This is a genomic window from Lactiplantibacillus sp. C232 (genome assembly GCF_023806725.1).
Classification (GTDB): Bacteria; Bacillota; Bacilli; order Lactobacillales; family Lactobacillaceae; genus Lactiplantibacillus; species Lactiplantibacillus plantarum.
Window position 1 is genome coordinate 108,960 of sequence record NZ_JAMSKZ010000010.1, and the last position, 17,251, is coordinate 126,210.

General features: G+C 46.4%; 16 protein-coding genes. 5 read left to right on the forward strand and 11 right to left on the reverse strand.

The window, feature by feature from the left end:
- Positions 1-7: 7 nt before the first annotated feature.
- The 8 genes from murG to MZO41_RS10860 all read right to left on the reverse strand — a co-directional run bounded on the left by murG (position 8) and on the right by MZO41_RS10860 (position 8,264).
- Positions 8-1,099: an undecaprenyldiphospho-muramoylpentapeptide beta-N-acetylglucosaminyltransferase gene (gene murG, locus MZO41_RS10825; protein ID WP_003640857.1), complete on the reverse strand. Its 1,092-nt coding sequence runs from the start codon at positions 1,097-1,099 to the stop codon at positions 8-10.
- Positions 1,099-2,478, reverse strand: a complete 1,380-nt coding sequence (murD, locus tag MZO41_RS10830) for a UDP-N-acetylmuramoyl-L-alanine--D-glutamate ligase (protein ID WP_003644611.1) — start codon at positions 2,476-2,478, stop codon at positions 1,099-1,101. The genes murG and murD overlap by 1 nt, the downstream gene beginning before the upstream one ends.
- Positions 2,479-2,758: 280 nt before the next feature.
- The gene (gene mraY, locus MZO41_RS10835) at positions 2,759-3,724 is read right to left on the reverse strand and encodes a phospho-N-acetylmuramoyl-pentapeptide-transferase (RefSeq protein ID WP_003640859.1); all 966 of its coding nucleotides are present in this window, start codon (positions 3,722-3,724) and stop codon (positions 2,759-2,761) included.
- 28 nt (positions 3,725-3,752) lie between these two features.
- The gene (locus tag MZO41_RS10840) at positions 3,753-5,894 is read right to left on the reverse strand and encodes a penicillin-binding transpeptidase domain-containing protein (RefSeq protein WP_003640860.1); all 2,142 of its coding nucleotides are present in this window, start codon (positions 5,892-5,894) and stop codon (positions 3,753-3,755) included.
- On the reverse strand, positions 5,891-6,277 hold the full coding sequence (gene ftsL, locus MZO41_RS10845; RefSeq protein WP_003640861.1) for a cell division protein FtsL: 387 nt from the start codon (positions 6,275-6,277) through the stop codon (positions 5,891-5,893). Before ftsL ends, MZO41_RS10840 begins: the two co-directional genes overlap by 4 nt.
- A gap of 30 nt (positions 6,278-6,307) precedes the next feature.
- Positions 6,308-7,267 carry a 16S rRNA (cytosine(1402)-N(4))-methyltransferase RsmH gene (gene rsmH / locus MZO41_RS10850; protein ID WP_013355690.1) on the reverse strand — a complete coding sequence of 320 codons (960 nt, stop codon included), beginning with the start codon at positions 7,265-7,267 and terminating at the stop codon, positions 6,308-6,310.
- Between the two features lie 33 nt (positions 7,268-7,300).
- Positions 7,301-7,726 carry a division/cell wall cluster transcriptional repressor MraZ gene (gene mraZ, locus MZO41_RS10855; protein WP_003644614.1) on the reverse strand — a complete coding sequence of 142 codons (426 nt, stop codon included), beginning with the start codon at positions 7,724-7,726 and terminating at the stop codon, positions 7,301-7,303.
- Between the two features lie 169 nt (positions 7,727-7,895).
- Entirely contained in the window at positions 7,896-8,264 is a 369-nt protein-coding gene (locus MZO41_RS10860; RefSeq protein WP_003640864.1) for a DUF3397 domain-containing protein, read from the reverse strand.
- 115 nt (positions 8,265-8,379) lie between these two features.
- Between MZO41_RS10860 and MZO41_RS10865 the strand changes: the two genes are divergently transcribed.
- Entirely contained in the window at positions 8,380-9,339 is a 960-nt protein-coding gene (locus MZO41_RS10865; RefSeq protein WP_013355691.1) for a magnesium transporter CorA family protein, read from the forward strand.
- A gap of 75 nt (positions 9,340-9,414) precedes the next feature.
- Complete coding sequence (locus MZO41_RS10870; RefSeq protein WP_003645940.1) at positions 9,415-9,534, forward strand: DUF4044 domain-containing protein; 120 nt, start codon at positions 9,415-9,417, stop codon at positions 9,532-9,534.
- Positions 9,535-9,843: 309 nt separating this feature from the next.
- On the opposite strand, the gene MZO41_RS10875 is transcribed toward MZO41_RS10870, so the two are convergent.
- Together MZO41_RS10875 and MZO41_RS10880 are read right to left on the reverse strand one after the other, a co-directional pair.
- Positions 9,844-12,231 carry a DNA translocase FtsK gene (locus MZO41_RS10875; RefSeq protein WP_058906859.1) on the reverse strand — a complete coding sequence of 796 codons (2,388 nt, stop codon included), beginning with the start codon at positions 12,229-12,231 and terminating at the stop codon, positions 9,844-9,846.
- Positions 12,232-12,343: 112 nt separating this feature from the next.
- Positions 12,344-12,856 (reverse strand): tRNA (cytidine(34)-2'-O)-methyltransferase, encoded by a 513-nt coding sequence (locus MZO41_RS10880; protein WP_013355694.1) that lies wholly within the window; start codon positions 12,854-12,856, stop codon positions 12,344-12,346.
- Between the two features lie 291 nt (positions 12,857-13,147).
- Here MZO41_RS10880 and MZO41_RS10885 point away from each other — a divergent pair, with 291 nt between their 5' ends.
- Both MZO41_RS10885 and brnQ read left to right on the forward strand, forming a co-directional pair.
- Positions 13,148-13,795, forward strand: coding sequence for an NAD(P)-dependent oxidoreductase (locus tag MZO41_RS10885; RefSeq protein WP_013355695.1), 648 nt, complete (start codon positions 13,148-13,150; stop codon positions 13,793-13,795).
- Positions 13,796-14,129: 334 nt separating this feature from the next.
- Entirely contained in the window at positions 14,130-15,479 is a 1,350-nt protein-coding gene (brnQ, locus tag MZO41_RS10890) for a branched-chain amino acid transport system II carrier protein (protein WP_011101684.1), read from the forward strand.
- Positions 15,480-15,826: 347 nt separating this feature from the next.
- On the opposite strand, the gene MZO41_RS10895 is transcribed toward brnQ, so the two are convergent.
- Complete coding sequence (locus MZO41_RS10895; RefSeq protein WP_003640871.1) at positions 15,827-16,681, reverse strand: methyltransferase domain-containing protein; 855 nt, start codon at positions 16,679-16,681, stop codon at positions 15,827-15,829.
- A gap of 266 nt (positions 16,682-16,947) precedes the next feature.
- Here MZO41_RS10895 and rpsN point away from each other — a divergent pair, with 266 nt between their 5' ends.
- On the forward strand, positions 16,948-17,217 hold the full coding sequence (rpsN, locus tag MZO41_RS10900; protein WP_003640872.1) for a 30S ribosomal protein S14: 270 nt from the start codon (positions 16,948-16,950) through the stop codon (positions 17,215-17,217).
- Positions 17,218-17,251: the final 34 nt, after the last annotated feature.

Below are 17,251 nucleotides of genomic sequence, written 5' to 3' on the forward strand. Positions count from 1 at the left end.
CTCTGTGCTACTTAATCACCGTTTCTAAAACGTGTAGTAACTGGTCGGCCGCATCAGGCATCCCCAGTTTTTTCGCATTAGCCGCCATCGTTTCACGATGCGTGGTACTTTGGAGAAGGCCATCTAATGCAGCTACCAAACTGGTTCCCGTCAAATCAGCTTCCTTAATCAGTTCAGCCGCCCCCGCATTCACGAGGCTTTGTGCATTCTTGGTCTGATGATCATTCGTAACGTATGGACTAGGAACTAGAATTGAAGGAATCCCTAAAGCCGTAATTTCCGCAATACTAGTTGCACCTGCTCGACCAAGAATAACCGCGACTTCTGGTAGAATTGCTGGCATATTTTTGATGTATGGTTCGATTTTAACATTCGGAGCTAGCGCTGTCGCTGACAAGCCATTCCGAATCTTTTCGTAGTGTACCTGGCCGGTGACGAACAAGGTCTGATAGTCACGTTTGTTCAGTTCAGGAATTGCCGCGACCGCTGCTGCGTTAATGCGCGCAGCACCCCGGCTCCCCCCAAAAATCAACGCCGTTGGAATGTCAGGATCCAGATCAAACTGCGCCAAAGCGCCACTTTTTTTAATATTAGCCACTTGTTGGGCTCGAGGATTCCCAGTCATCACAACTTTTTGAGCGGGAAATTGTGATCGCGCACTCTCAAATGAAATGGCGATTTTATCCACAAACCGACTTAGGAATTTGTTAGTGACACCAACAACTGAATTCTGTTCATGAATGACCGTTGGAATGTGCATCTGGCTCGCCGCGAAAACGACCGCACCACTCACGTAGCCCCCGGTTCCGACCACAACATCAGGTTTAAACGCCTTAATGTACTTACGCGCCGTAACCACGCTCTTTAAAAATAAATAGACTGTTTTAACATTTTGTAATGACAATGAACGCTTAAATCCCTGGATCTTGATTGTTTTAAAATCGATCCCCCGTTCCGGCACAATGCGGCTCTCTAGTCCACGATGGGTTCCCACAAACTGAACTTGCGCTTCGGGATCATGTGCTTTTAAGGCATCGATCAGTGCCAGTGCGGGATAGATATGACCACCTGTCCCGCCGCCAGAAATCATTAATCGCATTAGTTTTCTTCCGCCTTTCCAGTTAACTGTTCGATTGCTTTAATAAATCGGTCGCCCCGCACTTCGAAGTTCGGGTACTGATCCCAACTGGCACAAGCCGGCGATAACATGATGATGTCACCAGCCTGACTATGTTGCCAAGCAATTGGCACAGCAGTCTCACAGTTGTCCGTAAACTCAATATCTTGAATACCAGCCAAACGCCCAGCGTCCGCCATTTTTTCAGCAGTCTCACCGAAGACGATTAACGTCTTGACATGCGCCTTTAATGCGGGAGCAAGCTTTTCAAACGTATTACCACGGTCCAAACCACCAGCAAGTAAAATGACCGGCTGATCAAAGCCCTTCAAGGCCATCTCGGTCGACACCAAGTTGGTTGCTTTGGAATCGTTGTAAAATTGCCGGTCCTGATACGTCTCGACATATTGAGTCCGGTGTCGAACACCCGTAAACGTCTTCAAGACTTGAACGATTCCTGCTGTTGGAACGGCTTGAAGTTTAGCAACAGCAATCGCTGCTAACGCATTTTCAACATTATGATCACCAGGAATCCGGATATCAGCAGCATCCATGATGTACTCATCTTTAAAGTACAGCTTGCCGGCCTCTTCATAGGCGCCATCTTTCGTATTGGCTTGCCGTGAAAATGGCACGACGGTTGCTTGTGATTGCTTACTGAGTTGCCGCCATTCTTCACTATCCCAATTAATGACTAGATAATCATTAGCCGTTTGGTTCATGGTGATTCGCATCTTTGCCTTGACATAGTTCTCACGTGAGCCATGGTAATCCAAATGCGTCGAATAAATATTCGTAATCACCGCAATATGTGGGTGCAAAGTTTGAATACCACACAACATAAAACTCGAAAGCTCAGTCACCATTGTGTCGGCCGCCGTAGCCTTTTGTGCAATTGCTGAGGCCGGCACGCCAATATTACCTGCCACGTAAGCTTTACCGGCATTTGTGCGTTGATTAAGCATCATCGTGATCATCGTCGTTGTCGTGGTTTTACCGTTCGTCCCCGTCACACCAATCAACTCTCCCGCTAGGATTTGCGATGCAAGCTCAACTTCGGTAATGACTGGAATACCCTTTTCCTGAGCCCCACTCACAATTGGATTTGAGTATGGAATACCCGGGTTCTTGACAACAACTTTAAAATCTTCATCTAGTAGTGACAGCGGGTGACCACCCGTGATAACTTTGATTCCATCACTCAATAATTCCTGTGCATCCGGGTTCTCATCAAATTTCTTTTTATCATTAACGGTCACAAACGCACCTAATTTGTGGAGCAACCGTGCGGCATTGACCCCGCTCTTTGCTAATCCAAGAACCAAAACCTTTTGGTTACGATACTGCTCAACCGACTTCATAAACCAAGATCTCCCTATAATGTTTGTAGATGATACCTAAATTAACTTGTTATGTGGCTGATGCACCAACTCGTGGTCATCAGCAAATTATTCATGGTGAGCCAGTGACCAATTCCACGACATAATCTGCGGCAGACAACGCAACCATTTAAAGAACAATCGTTGCGTTGATAGGAATCAGTACTATTTACTTGGCGACCACCAATGAATAAAGTCATACCGCAAAGACCAATTATGTACAGCTAACTCGGACAAGAATGCCCGAGTTAGCAAACTGTGACTAAATAATCGTGGCAACACTGATTACGGCTGCCACTAAACCAATCGACCAAAAAACGATATCAATCTTCCACTCGCTCCAACCCTTCATCTCAAAGTGATGGTGAATTGGACTCATCAGAAAGATCCGTTTTCCCGTTAACTTGAACGAGGCGACTTGGAGGATAACTGAAGCCGTTTCAATGACAAAAATGATGCCAATCAAGAGGAGGGATAGTTCATGATGCAATAAGATCGATACTGCAGCTAAAGCACCACCGAGCGCTAATGATCCCATGTCACCCATAAAGATCTTGGCCGGTTTGTGATTATACACGAAGAAACCTAATAGTGACCCCACGACGGCCAAACAGAATAACATCACATTATACTGATTTTGAGCGTAAGCAATCACGGCATACGCACCAAAAGCAATCGTGGCCTGACCAGCGACTAATCCGTCCAACCCATCCGTTAAGTTGACGGCATTTGAGAAGCCCACTAACCAGATGATGGCGAAGAGCATGTACCAAATTCCCAGCGACCAGACCCCCAAGCCTGGAATTCTAAGTGCCATTGGCAAATGTTCATGTTGATAGACCAACGTTAAAATTACTGCCCCAATGACTTGACCAAGTAATTTTTGCCAAGCCTTTAAACCTTCGTTTTGTTTACGCCAAAGCTTGATACTATCATCCCAAAAACCAAGTGCACCGTATAAGACCAGGATAAACATCAAAATCCAGGTGGTTGGTTGTAGCTGATGTTGCCACCCACCGACCCATAACGTGGTGACTAAGATTGCGATAATGAACAGTAGGCCCCCCATAGTTGGCGTCCCAGATTTTTTCTCATGCCACTTAGGACCTTCCTCACGAATCATCTGTCCTTCTTTGCGGGCGCGGAAATACCGAATAAGTGACGGCATTAACGCAAACACAATAATAAAACCACTAATTAGGGTTGCACCCCACACTAATAAACTCACAACAATTCTCCATTCTAAGACTTGATAACTACTTCAGTGTCACACTAATTGCCTGCTTAGCTTCGATCGGATTACCCGCAGTCACACTTTGCGTCTTGACGTAACCCGTCCCGCTAGTCGTGAGCTTAACGCCCGTCAACGTCGCAAAATCAGCCACTTCACTTGCCGACCATCCAGATAAGTTCGGCATATACATCTGCCCGTTGGTAACCAGAATGACGCGTTGACCACTTGAAACGACAGTGCCAGAAGAAATGGATTGCTTGACGACCCGACTACCCTTACCAACAACGACCACGTCAAGTCCCTGCTTCTTAGCAGCTTTCTTGGCCGCGCTAGTCGACTTACTCGTCAAATCTTTCATTTTGATCGTCGTCGCTTTAGTCTCACTCGCTTTTTGTTCTTCCAATGCCCGTTTCATCACGGTATCAAAAATCTCTGCCATGTCATCTGACGCGGAACTTCCGTTAAGTGTCGGTTGTTTCATCGTAATGTACATAATGTACTTCGGATTTTTAGCTGGCGCCATCCCGACGACCGAGTACAGATAGGTGTTGTCACCTTGCTCATACGTACTCCCGTTGCTGACCTGGGCAGTCCCAGTCTTAGCAGCAATGCGATACCCGCTGATCTTATATGATGAGCCAGTACCGTATGACTTATATACCACATCTTGCATATGATCCAACACCTTGCTGGCAGTCTTCGAACTGATTGGCTGGCTTACAACCTTCTTCTTACCCGTATAAACCGTTTTGTTGGTGTTAGGGTTAGTGATCTTGGAGATAAAGTACGGCTGTAACATCTTACCATGATTAGCAATCGCTGTGAATCCACGAAGCATCTGCATAGCGGTCACCTGAATCCCCTGACCAAAGGCCGTATCCGCTTGTTCGATTGGATACGTAAATTGAATTGAACCACTCTGCTCGTTGTCAAGACCACTATTAGTACTCTCACGCAACCCAAAGCGTTTAATGTACTTCAGCCAAGTCTTGGCCCCCATTGCTTGTTCTAGGTGGGCCATCGCCGTGTTACTTGAAAGGGCAAACCCCTTAGCATAGGTAATATTGCCCCACCCGCTCGTATTCCAATCAGGAACGGTATTATTACCGATCTTATATTCACCGGTTGGGACGGTTACATTAGCATTGTACTTACCGCTGTCGATCGCCGCTGCCATTGTAAAGACCTTCATCGTCGATCCTGGTTCATACGTGTCTTCAACCAACAAATTACGCCACATTTTAGATAGTCCGGTCTTTGTTTGCGCATTAAATGTCGGTCGCTGCGTCGTCGCCAGAATGGCACCAGTCTTCGCGTTCATCAACGTTGCTGTCATTGACTTAGGTGAGACCTTAGCGTTAACTTGTGAAACTTTAGTTTCCAGTAATGTCTGCAACTTACTATCGATGGTGGTATAAATATTATCCCCATCCTTAACCTTCTTACCAGTCTCAGTGCTACCTTGATATCCGCTCTTCGTAATCGTCTTGCGACCATCGGTTCCCGATAACTGCTTGTTAAAAGCCAACTCGATGCCCATCGACCCCGTTAACCGCGTCTGATCGGTATCCTTCTGACTCTTGGAGGTGGTCAGCCCAACCAAGTGGGAAGCAAACGTGCCGTTTGGGTAGAGCCGCGCTTCAGATTCAATAAAGTGCAGCCCAGCCACATTTTGGGCATCGATCTTTTCCTTAGTCGTCAGTGAAATATTCTTACCAGCCGTCCCAAATTCAATTTGGAACTTACCTGCGCCTTTTTGCAAGGTCGCGAGGGCTTTCTTATAGCTGATTGGCAAATACTTCGATAAGACACGCGCCGCCTTCGCATTATTTTTAACATACAGTGCCTTGCCACTAGCACTTTGCTGATTTTTCGCCATAATGGCGTAGACCGTGTACGTGCTAGTATCTTCAGCGATTGGGTCACCGTTGGCCGTATAAATAGTCCCACGTTTGGCCGTGATGGTCTGGTCTTCCGTATAAAGTTTCTTGGTGGCCTCGACCAGATTGACCCCGTTGACGTGGCGCACAATCGCGATATATGAAAAACGAATGATCAAAACACCAAAGACGGCAATCGCGCCAAAAAATAGCCATTGGCCAAAAATTCTACGATTTTGTTTTGGTGACCGTTTCGAAGTCATTCGTTGTTTGTTCTTATTCATTTGTAAACATTCCTTATGCTACCGTTGTTCAGCGATAACCCGTACTGCTTAGCAATTTTATTTAAACGGCTCCGACTTGAAAGTTCACTGATTTCTTGTGCGGCCGACGTATTTTTTGCCTGCACTTTTGTGACTTTCGTTTGCACCGTCTGTAACTGACTTTGTGCGTTACTCGTTGCAATGTTCGTTGAAACTAACATAATGGCTAATCCAAACACCACCAAACTCAAACCAACACACAATACTTTTTCAAATAATGAAAAAGCAACTCGCTGCGTCTTGATGGACGGATTCGGGGTCACAACGGTTTTTGTTTTATGTACCGGGGTGGTTGCGCCAGGAGTTTGCTGTGGCAACTCCCGCGCTAATCCATTTTGGGCCATTTTAATCACTCCTTTAATTATTCCTGAATATTATTTATTCGTTATCTTTAAACGTTCGATGGCTCGTAACTTGGCGCTGCGGGCACGACGATTAGCTTCGATTTCCGCATCGCTAGGCACGACCGGTTTACGACTGACTAAGCGGTAATCTGGTTGCATTTCAGCTGGGATAACTGGTAAACCAGGTGGCAGCTCCGGCAAATCGCTGTGCTCCTTAAAGATCGTCTTGACGAGACGATCTTCTAACGATTGGAATGTGATGACACTGACACGACCATGAACATTGATTAAATCAATTGCTTGTTCGAGCGAAGTCTCCAGTACGCCCAATTCGTTATTCACCGCAATTCGAATAGCCTGGAAAACCCGTTTAGCAGGATGACCACCCGTTCGCCGCGCTCTTGCTGGAATGGCATTCTTAATAATTTCGACCAATTGCCCCGTCGTCACGATCGGCTGAACCGCCCGTTCACGCTCAATCAACCGTGCGACTTGTTTAGAAAACTTCTCCTCACCATAGCGATAGAAAATACGAACCAAGTCCGCATAGGGCCAAGTATTGACAACTGTTTGAGCAGTTAATTTCTGACTCTGATCCATCCGCATATCTAACGGCGCATCATGTTGATACGAGAAGCCGCGGGCAGCATCATCAAATTGTGGCGACGAAACGCCGAGATCATAAACTACCCCGTCAACGTGGTCAAGGCCCCGAGCATTTAGTTCAGTCTTCAAGTTGGCAAAGTTACTTTTGATGAACGTGACCTGACCACGTTCAAGATAAGTCGCTAAGTTACTTTGGTTATAATCGATTGCGGTTTGATCCTGGTCAAAGCTATACAAGTGGCCTTCCGGACCTAACTGTTGCAAAATTTCACGAGAATGACCACCGCCACCTAACGTACAGTCCACGTAGATGCCATCCGGCCGGACGTTTAACGCGGCGATTGCTTCATGCAAAAGTACCGTTGTGTGTTCAAATGTTGCCACGCGTGCGCCCCCTTCCTAAATTATTATTGTTATTTAAAAATCAATCAAGTTTTCTGCAAGATCATCGAAGTTCGCTGCGGTCTCCGTCTCAAACTGTTGCCAGTGTTCGGCACCCCAGATTTCAAATCGGTCAGAAACTCCGACGATCACACATTGCTTTTCCAACTTTGCATATTGTCTCAAGGTTGCAGGTATCATGACCCGTCCCTGTTTGTCTAATTCACATTCGGCAGCAGCAGCATAGAAAAACCGGACAAACGCTCGCGCATCCTTGCGAGTTAGTGGTAAATCATCTAACTGTGCTTGAAGCGTTGCCCACCGTTCAGCGGGATAGCCAAAAATACAACCATCCATCCCACGAGTAATGACAAACGAAGTGCCCAATAGCTCACGAAACTTGGCAGGAATGATTAGTCGCCCTTTCGCATCTAAGGCATGTTCAAACTCTCCGAAAAACATCTTAGACGCCACGGCCAATCAACCCCTTTCATTAAACATAATTCAAGTCTACCACACCCCCCCACTTCCTACCACATCGTTTTGTTACTTTTCCAAATTGTTAACAAAATATCAAAAAAAGTCCCACCTAACGTTAGTTTCGTTAGGTGGGACTTAGTGGGGGACATTTTTACGATGTTAAAAAGAAGTGGCTGCCAAGTGCTAGGATATAGACGACGAGTGTCAATAATTCCGCTCCCCGCCAATAGAGCTTAAAAAAGCGCCAGTAAAGGATTTCTCCGCGTTCAACAGCTTCAATCAGTGTTAAACCGATCCCCAAAATCATTAGGGACAACACTTCGTACGGTGCCAGCGAACTATCCGTTGCTTGCAGTGTCAGAAAGTGGGTGAAAACAATTAAAAATGGCGGCCAAAAATCCAACAATCTTAATCCATGTGGCCAAACGCGGTGTGCAACCCGTTTAGCACCTAAAATGATCATCGAGATGGCGGCTAAAAATACCAGCTGCCCATACCAAGTGGTCCATAAATCTCGCATATGCGTACTTGCCTCCCCATTAGTGTCGGGTTAAATTATAGAGATTATCGTTAAACTTTTCAATCATCTGTGACAGCCCTATAATAAACATAAACTATTACTGGAGGGATGACCGTTGTTACAATACTTTACCACTGGTAAAAATGGCCTTTTGACTACGCCGGACGACCATCACGATCAGCCATACTGGATCAACGTTGAACGCCCGACCTCAACTGAAATCGACCAACTGGTCACACAATTTGATCTTCCCAAAGATTACTTAACCGCCATCCTCGACGATGCGGAGGTTTCACGATCCGAGCAATTATCAACCACGCAATCCAGTCAACCAATCTTAATCGTGATGCAGTATCCCAAACTCACGACGAGTAAGCTGGGTTACCTTGAATTTCAAGTCTATCCCTTCGCCTTGATTTTAGTGGATCAAGTGGTCATCACCGTCAGTAATTACCCGGCTAATTTTATTCAAGACTTTGTGATGGACCCGGCCTCGTCTAAGCTAAGTCTGGATAATCACGAAGATTTTGTGCTGACTATCATGTGGTACATCGAGCACAGTTTTGTGACCGCACTCGAATTGATCAACCAACGGACAAGCGCCCTGGAAAGCCGTTTGAATCAAGCTACTCACAACGTGGAACTCTTTACCATTATGGCTTACCAAAAATCCTTGATTCGTTTTAAGGCCGCCCTTAATCAGAACACACCCACGCTTGACGCGGTTGAAACTTCGATCACCCATTTCAACGCACCTAATCACCAATCACTCACCGATGATATTAAGATTGAGACCCAGCAAGCGAGTGACATGGCTGAAACGACCAATCAGATTTTGCAGCAATATAGTCAATTAGTGGGTTCAGTAATTTCCAATAATTTGAATGATGTCATGAAATTTCTGACCTCACTCACGATGGTGTTGACGATTCCAACGATTATCGGTGGAATCTATGGCATGAACGTCAAATTACCTGGTGCCGGTCTCGTCCACGCTTTCACTTGGCTGATGCTAGGAACGATTATTCTTTGCATTATTAGTATCGAATATTTACGAAACCATGACTATTTTTAATTTCAATTGAAAAAAAACTGATTCCACGTTAAACTATGAAAGAATTACTCGTAAAGTGTGGTGCATACAAACATAATGAAGAAAAAATCAACTTTTCAAAAAATTACGATGGTCGTTATCTGGTTAATGATCATTTCTACCATTGGGTCATTGGTGCTTACCGCCTTATCTGGGTTAGGTTTACTAACCTTCTAGGTTAAACACCTTGCGAACCACGAATGGTTGCAATACTTACCAAGAAAAAAGTTACGCTTGCTCACAACAAGCGTAACTTTTTTTATTACTGGTGGATCACTCAGCCATGGTCGGCAAGCCTAGCCACCAACTTCTGAGACAATGTGAATTAAAAAAATCACGCATTTGTCTCTGAAAAAGGTTCCAACCGTTAGTCAAATCTGGCTAACGATTGAAACCTTTACTTTAACGTCGATTATTCAATCGTATCGGCAGCGCCACCATGTGAAGTCATGCCATTCAAATGATGCCCACCAATCTTACTGGACGCTAAGCGTCATTACCCGACGCGGGCGCTTCGTCGGCCGATTTTTGGCGGTAAACCTTACGTGGCTTACTCCCCTCCGAAGGGCCCACCACGCCGCGTTCCTCCATTTCGTCGACGATCCGTGCTGCCCGGTTATACCCGATACGGAAGCGTCGTTGGAGCATCGAGACACTGGCGGACTGTTGATCAGTCACCAATTCAACGGCTTCGGCATAATACTCATCCTCACCGTCACGAGGGTCCCCACTACCAACGGCATCCGTCTCGTCATCCTTGACCAGCATACTATCGTCATAATCAGCCGTCTGTTGGGCTTTGATAAAGTTGACAACTTCTTCAACATCATGGTCAGAAATATAAGCACCCTGCACGCGCAGTGGCTTATTCATGCCCATTGGCTGATACAGCATGTCCCCACGACCAAGTAGCTTTTCAGCACCGTTACTATCAATAATTGTCCGCGAATCCGTCCCACTTGAAACGGCAAATGCCATCCGTGACGGTACATTGGCTTTAATTAATCCGGTAATAACATCTACCGACGGCCGTTGTGTTGCCAAAATCATATGAATACCGGCTGCCCGGGCCATTTGACCCAAGCGAATAATGGCATCCTCCACTTCGCTCGAAGTGACCATCATTAAATCGGCTAATTCATCGACGACCACCACAATGTATGGTAAGACGGGCCGTGACTGCCCATCAGCCGCATTTTGTTGACGGATATATTGGTTGTACCCCTGCATGTTACGCTGCTTGGAATCCGCGAACAATTCATAGCGTCGCTCCATCTCGGCAACGACCTTATGCAACGCCCGGGCCGCCTTCTTCGGTTCCGTGACTACGGGCGTCAACAGATGTGGAATCCCATTGTAAACCCCTAATTCAACCTTTTTAGGGTCAATCAGCATAAACTTAACTTGACTTGGTTTCGTGTTCATCAGTAGCCCCGTGATCATCACGTTAATGGCAACCGACTTCCCACTCCCAGTTGAACCAGCAATCAGTAGGTGCGGCATTTTAGACAAGTCGGCAACGACTAAATTACCAGAAACATCACGGCCGAGCGGTACGGCCAACGGTTTGGTCGGGTGCGCTGGTTGGGCCTCAACGATATCCCGAAATGACACTGTTGAAATCTGTTTATTTGGCACTTCGATTCCAATCAATGATTTACCGGGAATGGGCGCTTCGATTCGAAGATCCTTCGCTGCCAGCGCTAACGCTAAGTCGTCCGCTAAATTGACGACCTTGCTGACCTTGACCCCAACAGCTGGATGTAACTCATACTTCGTTACGGATGGCCCTAAGCTGACATTCTTCACTTCAACTTGAACACCGAAACTTGCCAACGTGGTTGTTAGCTTCTGCGAGTTACTCTCAATCGTTGCGTACTCAGCACTCTGATCCGTTTTTGGAATCTTCGTCAATAGTGTTGACTCTGGCAATTGGTAGTCCGCATCATCCATCACTTCAGTCCCTTGGAGTTCTTGTTCATGATCAACCGTAGCAGCTGAAGTTGGGGATTTTATGGGCGAGGCTTCACGATCACTAGCCACCGTGATATTCAAGTCGGCAGGCGAGCTCGTAACTGCACTGGCTGCTGAGTCCGGCGCCGAAGTCCCGCTCGTTGTCTCAGCAGGGGCTGCTGACTGTGGTACGGTTGACGTTGGCTGCTTCTCAGTACTTGCCGCTTGATTGGCGCGCACTTGTTGGTGAACCCGCCAACGGGCAATTTGAACCCGGAGCACGTGCGTCAGCCATTCATAACCGGATCGCAGTTGCTGGCCCAATTGCATCAAGGCCTGACGCAACGCTTGCATCGTCTTATGGAACGGCAAATCAAAGGTAATGTAGATACTGGCAACCATCAGGATCAGTGCGATCAAAATTGTCCCGACATTAGCCAATAGTGGATAAGTGACACTATAGCCAGCAGCGCCGACTAATCCGCCACCAAGATTACTGGCCATGCCCCCCTTGGCAAAATCATTTTTGATCAGATTCCACGTCAACGACCAAAAATCGGTATGGTGATTCAATTGATTAAACATCGGGATCTCTAATAGCAATAAGTAACTGAAGAAAAACAAGTTACCACCGACCCACCACCGCCAAGTAAGTCGTGGCCACCGACCAAAAATCATCAAATATCCCATGACGAGGAGTGTTAGCCCGGCAAAAATCTGGTAGGCATTCCCAGCAATGGCTCGGAAAAACTCTGCGAATACCATGCCCACTAACCCCACCTTCAACAAGGCGAGGATCGTGACCAATAGTCCAATCAGGCCAATGACATTCCCCGTCATCTGCCGCTTAGCCGCAACCGTCGGCTTCTTCTTGCGCGTCGAGGTCCGGCGCTTTTTTGTTGTTGCTTGTCTACGCGCCACGCTTCGTTCATCCTTTCTCAATTAATACTGTCTTCATTATAACAAACTCAAGTTCCCCCGTCCCCATCAAAAAACGCACCCTAACGTTTAGCGCTAGTGCACGTTCTGTTGGTTACTTCAACTTATCATTTTCATAGTGGTGCGACCGTTCAAGGTTCAGGAATTGTTGTTGCCGCAGGGCTTCATAAATCACAATCGCAGCCGAATTCGATAAATTCAAGGCTCGAATATGTGAATCATCTTGAGGAATCCGAATGGCCTTTTCGGGATATTTGCGCATAAATGGTTCTGGTAACCCTGTCGTTTCCTTACCAAATAAGAAATAGTGATCCTTACCCGTATCACTATAATCAACATCCGTATAGTCATGTTCAGCAAATTTAGACACTAAGTACAACTGATTTAAATCAGGGATACTAGCTAAAAAATCTTGCAAGTCAGCATGATAAGTAATATCGACACTATCCCAGTAGTCCAAGCCAGCCCGTTTTAAGTGCTTATCATCAATTTTGAAGCCCAACGGTTCAATCAGATGCAAGGCCGTATCCGTTCCGGCACACGTCCGGGCAATATTACCAGTATTCGCTGGCATTAACGGTTCAAATAACGCAATGTGATTTGTCAAAATAATCGTCCTCATTCATTTTAGTCTCTACGCCATGTTCATTCATAGCAATCCTATTAATCATACCATGTCTATGGTTCAACAGCGAACTTTGAAACTAAAAAACGCTTTGTTCGCATTCTTAACCAATCTTTCCTATACTAATCACCGTACGCGCCGGAGGGCGGAACAGGACGCACACTGGCTGACGAACACCAATCTAAACCTGACACGTTGTCATCATGATTCATGCCGGATTAACACGTACAAGGCAGCATTCGGATCATTTTATAACTCGAGGAGGAATTATCTATGAAAATTATGATTATTGGCGCAACCGGAATGGCTGGCTCAGCCATCACCAAACTAGCACTTGAACGGAACCACACCGTCGTAGCCATCGGACGTTCTGAAGAAAAGCTAGCCGCTCTACCGGCTAACCCAAATTTGCAGACCAAAGCTAAAGACGCTTTCGATCTCACACTATCTGAGCTACAGGCGGTTGACGTGGTCGTTGACGCAATGGCGACTAGTCCTGATAAGGCTTACCGACACGTGGATCTGGCAACTAAGCTGATCGCTCAGCTCCGCGAACAACAGCGGCCACGTCTCCTCTTCATCTTAGGGGCCGGTAGTTTAACAACTGGTGATGATCAACACCTCTTCGTGCACGACATTGAAAGTAATCCCGCCAATGCTGCCTTCGTCGCTATTCCGCAAAACCAACTGGCCGAACTGACCTTCTTACGAACCGTCAACAACGTCGATTGGGTTGGAGTTTCCCCGGCCGCCAATTTCACAGCAGGTCCTGCTACCCCGGCCCAGTACGGCCATGACACATTACTGACGAACACTACTGGTGAATCAGTGACCAATAGTGGCACGATGGCGGTAGCCGTTTTAAACGAACTGGAAACGCCCAAACATCATCAAGAACGCTTTACAGTCGCTAACCAGTAAACGTCTTGCCTAGCAGCGCTAAAATATCGAGTGGCAGCCAAACCACAAGCCGAGCGCTACTTGAGCAATTTAGTTAACTGTGACGCGCTTTAAATAAGACCAATTAATCCCGCCAGAATCTGACGGGACTTTTGTGGCGTCGCAATTGCTGGCAGTATTTAACAGCTAAGTGCTGCCACCGCCCCATCTCTCCTCATTGCGACAGTCGTAGCCAACATTGTCACTAACCAGTTGGTTGCATTACACCGCCAGTTAACGCCCTCACCGACCTTTAATTAATTCTTCACCAAAGCATGCTAAACTATTGCCATGTTTATTTGAAAGTGGGGATACCATGAATAACCGTTTATCAGGACGGAATTTACTCTTCATCGGCACCATGTTATTTGGACTATTTTTCGGTGCTGGTAACTTGATTTTTCCAATTTTTCTGGGCCAGCAAGCCGGCCAACACGTTGGTGCGGCCATTATCGGACTATTGATCACCGGGATTGGACTTCCATTACTAGGCGTGATCGGCATGGGGCTGACGCGCAGTCAGGGCGTATTTGACCTGGCAACAAACGTTAGCCGATCATACGCGTATGTCTTCACCGTACTGCTTTACTTTACCCTCGGGCCACTTTTTGCAATGCCACGATTAGCAACTACGGCCTTTCAGATTGGACTGGCCCCCTTCTTAACCACCAAATTACAACCCGTGGTGCTATTGGGCTTCTCCGTTGCTTTTTTCGTCGTCACTTGGTTACTGGCTCGTAATCCCGGTAAGATTATGACCTATGTTGGTAAGTGGCTGACACCCATCTTTTTGCTATTATTAGGTGCCTTAATGCTTGTCGCTATCATTAAGCCACTGGGATCACTTAACGTCGCGGCGAGTGGCGCCTATGTCAGCCATCCAGTTCTAACTGGTTTTACTGAAGGCTACAACACGATGGATGCGTTAGCCTCGCTAGCTTTTGGCATCGTCGTGATTGATGCGATTCGCGACCTCGGTGTCCGTGATCCGGGGCAAATCGCAACTGATACCATTAAAGCAGGCCTAATCAGCATGAGTTTAATGGCAGTCATCTATGGCCTGCTGGCGATTATGGGTACCATGAGCTTAGGTCGCTTTGCTCCAGCTGCCAATGGGGGGATTACCTTAGCTCAAATTGCCGATGCCTACTTCGGCCGATTCGGTAATGTTTTACTAGCTCTAATTGTCATCATCGCTTGCTTAAAAACTGCCATTGGCCTCACTTCTGCTTTCGGTGATACGTTGCATGGCATGTTTCCTAAGATTTCCTACCATTGGCTGATCACCATCGCTTGTCTCATTCCAGCCATTCTTGCTAACGTTGGGCTAACTGAAATGATTACTTATTCAACCCCAGTGCTGATGTTTCTCTACCCGCTCGCAATCGTGTTAATCATACTGGCAGTACTGGCACCATGGCTTGGGATGTCCCGCTGGTTATATGGAATGACAACTGTCTGGACCATGATTCCGGCCATTCTTGCCGGCATTAACGCTATGCCATCCGCCTGGGTACAAGCATCCTGGTTGCAAGCTTTGCTTCATCTCAACGCGTGGCTACCGCTTGCCAATCTAGGGTTAGGCTGGAGTGTACCCGCACTGCTAGGTTTTGGTTTAGGGTGGTTGATCAGCCGTAAACAACCATCTGCTTCTAAATTGCATTAATATAGCGTCACATATAAAATAGCGGACCTTCTGATAGCCATCCACGACTTTTCAGAAGGTCCGCTTTAAATTACGAGAGCCATGCCAATTGACTGGTTGCCATTGAACCTCACCGGTGAATCATGGCATTATTCAGGACTGGTATGAATGCAATAGCAACACATGGTCACACCTCACCGTCAGCTTTTGAAGACACAAAAAAACGTAGTATTTCGGTGTGGGCACGGCGAAACGCTACGTTAATGAAGTACAACTCGGTAGTCACCAACGACATATCGATGTTAACTACCAAACGATTTCTCAAAGGTTATCTTAACACCGGCGTTTCAATCATGCAAGCACCCGCGCTAACCTTTTTGCATCGTTAATAAACTCACATCAACGGTAATCTTAGTTAACCCCTGCCGTTTAGCGGTTGCGAGCTGCTCAGCATCCGCACCCCAGTGCAGCGGTGTCATGACTAATAAGTCGTTAAAGTCAATGTTATCAAGCGCAACTTGGTATTGAATTCGTTGCCGCTTAGCAGTGGGATAGTGCTGGGCAAACAGATCTAACACCCGTTGATTATCATACTGATACTGTCGATCAGTCGGTTTAAATAGTAAATGACGCAGTTCAACTAAGTACTCAGGATTTGGCACGATCTTCAATAACTGTCCACCGGGCGCAAGGACCCGTTCAAACTCTTGGTAAGCGGATGGTGAGAAGACATCCATAATGGCCGTGAATGCCCCATCGGTAAAGGGTAATTGGGCCAAATCGGCCACACAATAATAAGCAGTCGTCGTCAATTGGGTCGCTAAGTTAACCCCATCCTTACTAATGTCAAAACCAATCCCCACGTCTTCAGAATTGGCATGCATTGTCAACAAATCAGCTAGGGGGGTGCCTTCACCGCTACCAATATCTAAGATTCGTTGCGCCGTTTTTGGCAATGCCGCATTAATGGCTTGGACAATGGGGCCGAAAAAACCAGCTTGCAAAACTCGGCGCCGCGCTGCCAGCATGTTAGCATCATATTCGCTAGCGACTTGATGCGTCAGAAAATACAACGTCCCTTTTTTTGAAAAATCTACTTGATGCCCATTAGGACAACATAAGCTGTGGCCGTCAATTGTCACGTATGCTTGATTACAAACTAAGCATCGAAAGCGATCGATATTTGCCTGAACAAACTGGATGCCGCGGTCAATTTTTTTCACAGGTGTCACCTTACCTTGGTTAATTTTATCATTAGGCGTCCCATATCCAAGCGATGCTTTCCAGCTTACCTGAAACTATGGATTCACGATGACAACATCGTGTAAAGGACGTATGTTCAATCATACCATATCGGGGCGGACAAAATAGTAGCTGTTACGATTTAGGTGTGGTATCTTATTAACTGTTCTAAAGGCTGACTTAAATTGTCAAAATGAATTTGCTACCGAATGGCATGAATTTAATGACATAAAGGAGACTCATTCAGATGGCAAAAAAATCAAAAATTGCGAAAGAAAAACGCATCGAAGCAACCGTGGCTAAGTATGCCGAACGACGCCAAGCACTTAAAGCTGCTGGCAACTATACCGAATTGGCAAAATTACCACGTAATGCTTCACCCGTGCGTATTCATCGGCGCGACTCACTTGACGGTCGACCACATGCTTACCTACGTAAGTTCGGCATGTCGCGCCTTAACTTTCGTCGCTTAGCGCACGCTGGTCAAATTCCAGGTGTTAAAAAAGCAAGCTGGTAAAGTGACAACTGGCGTGATATTCACTAATGATTAG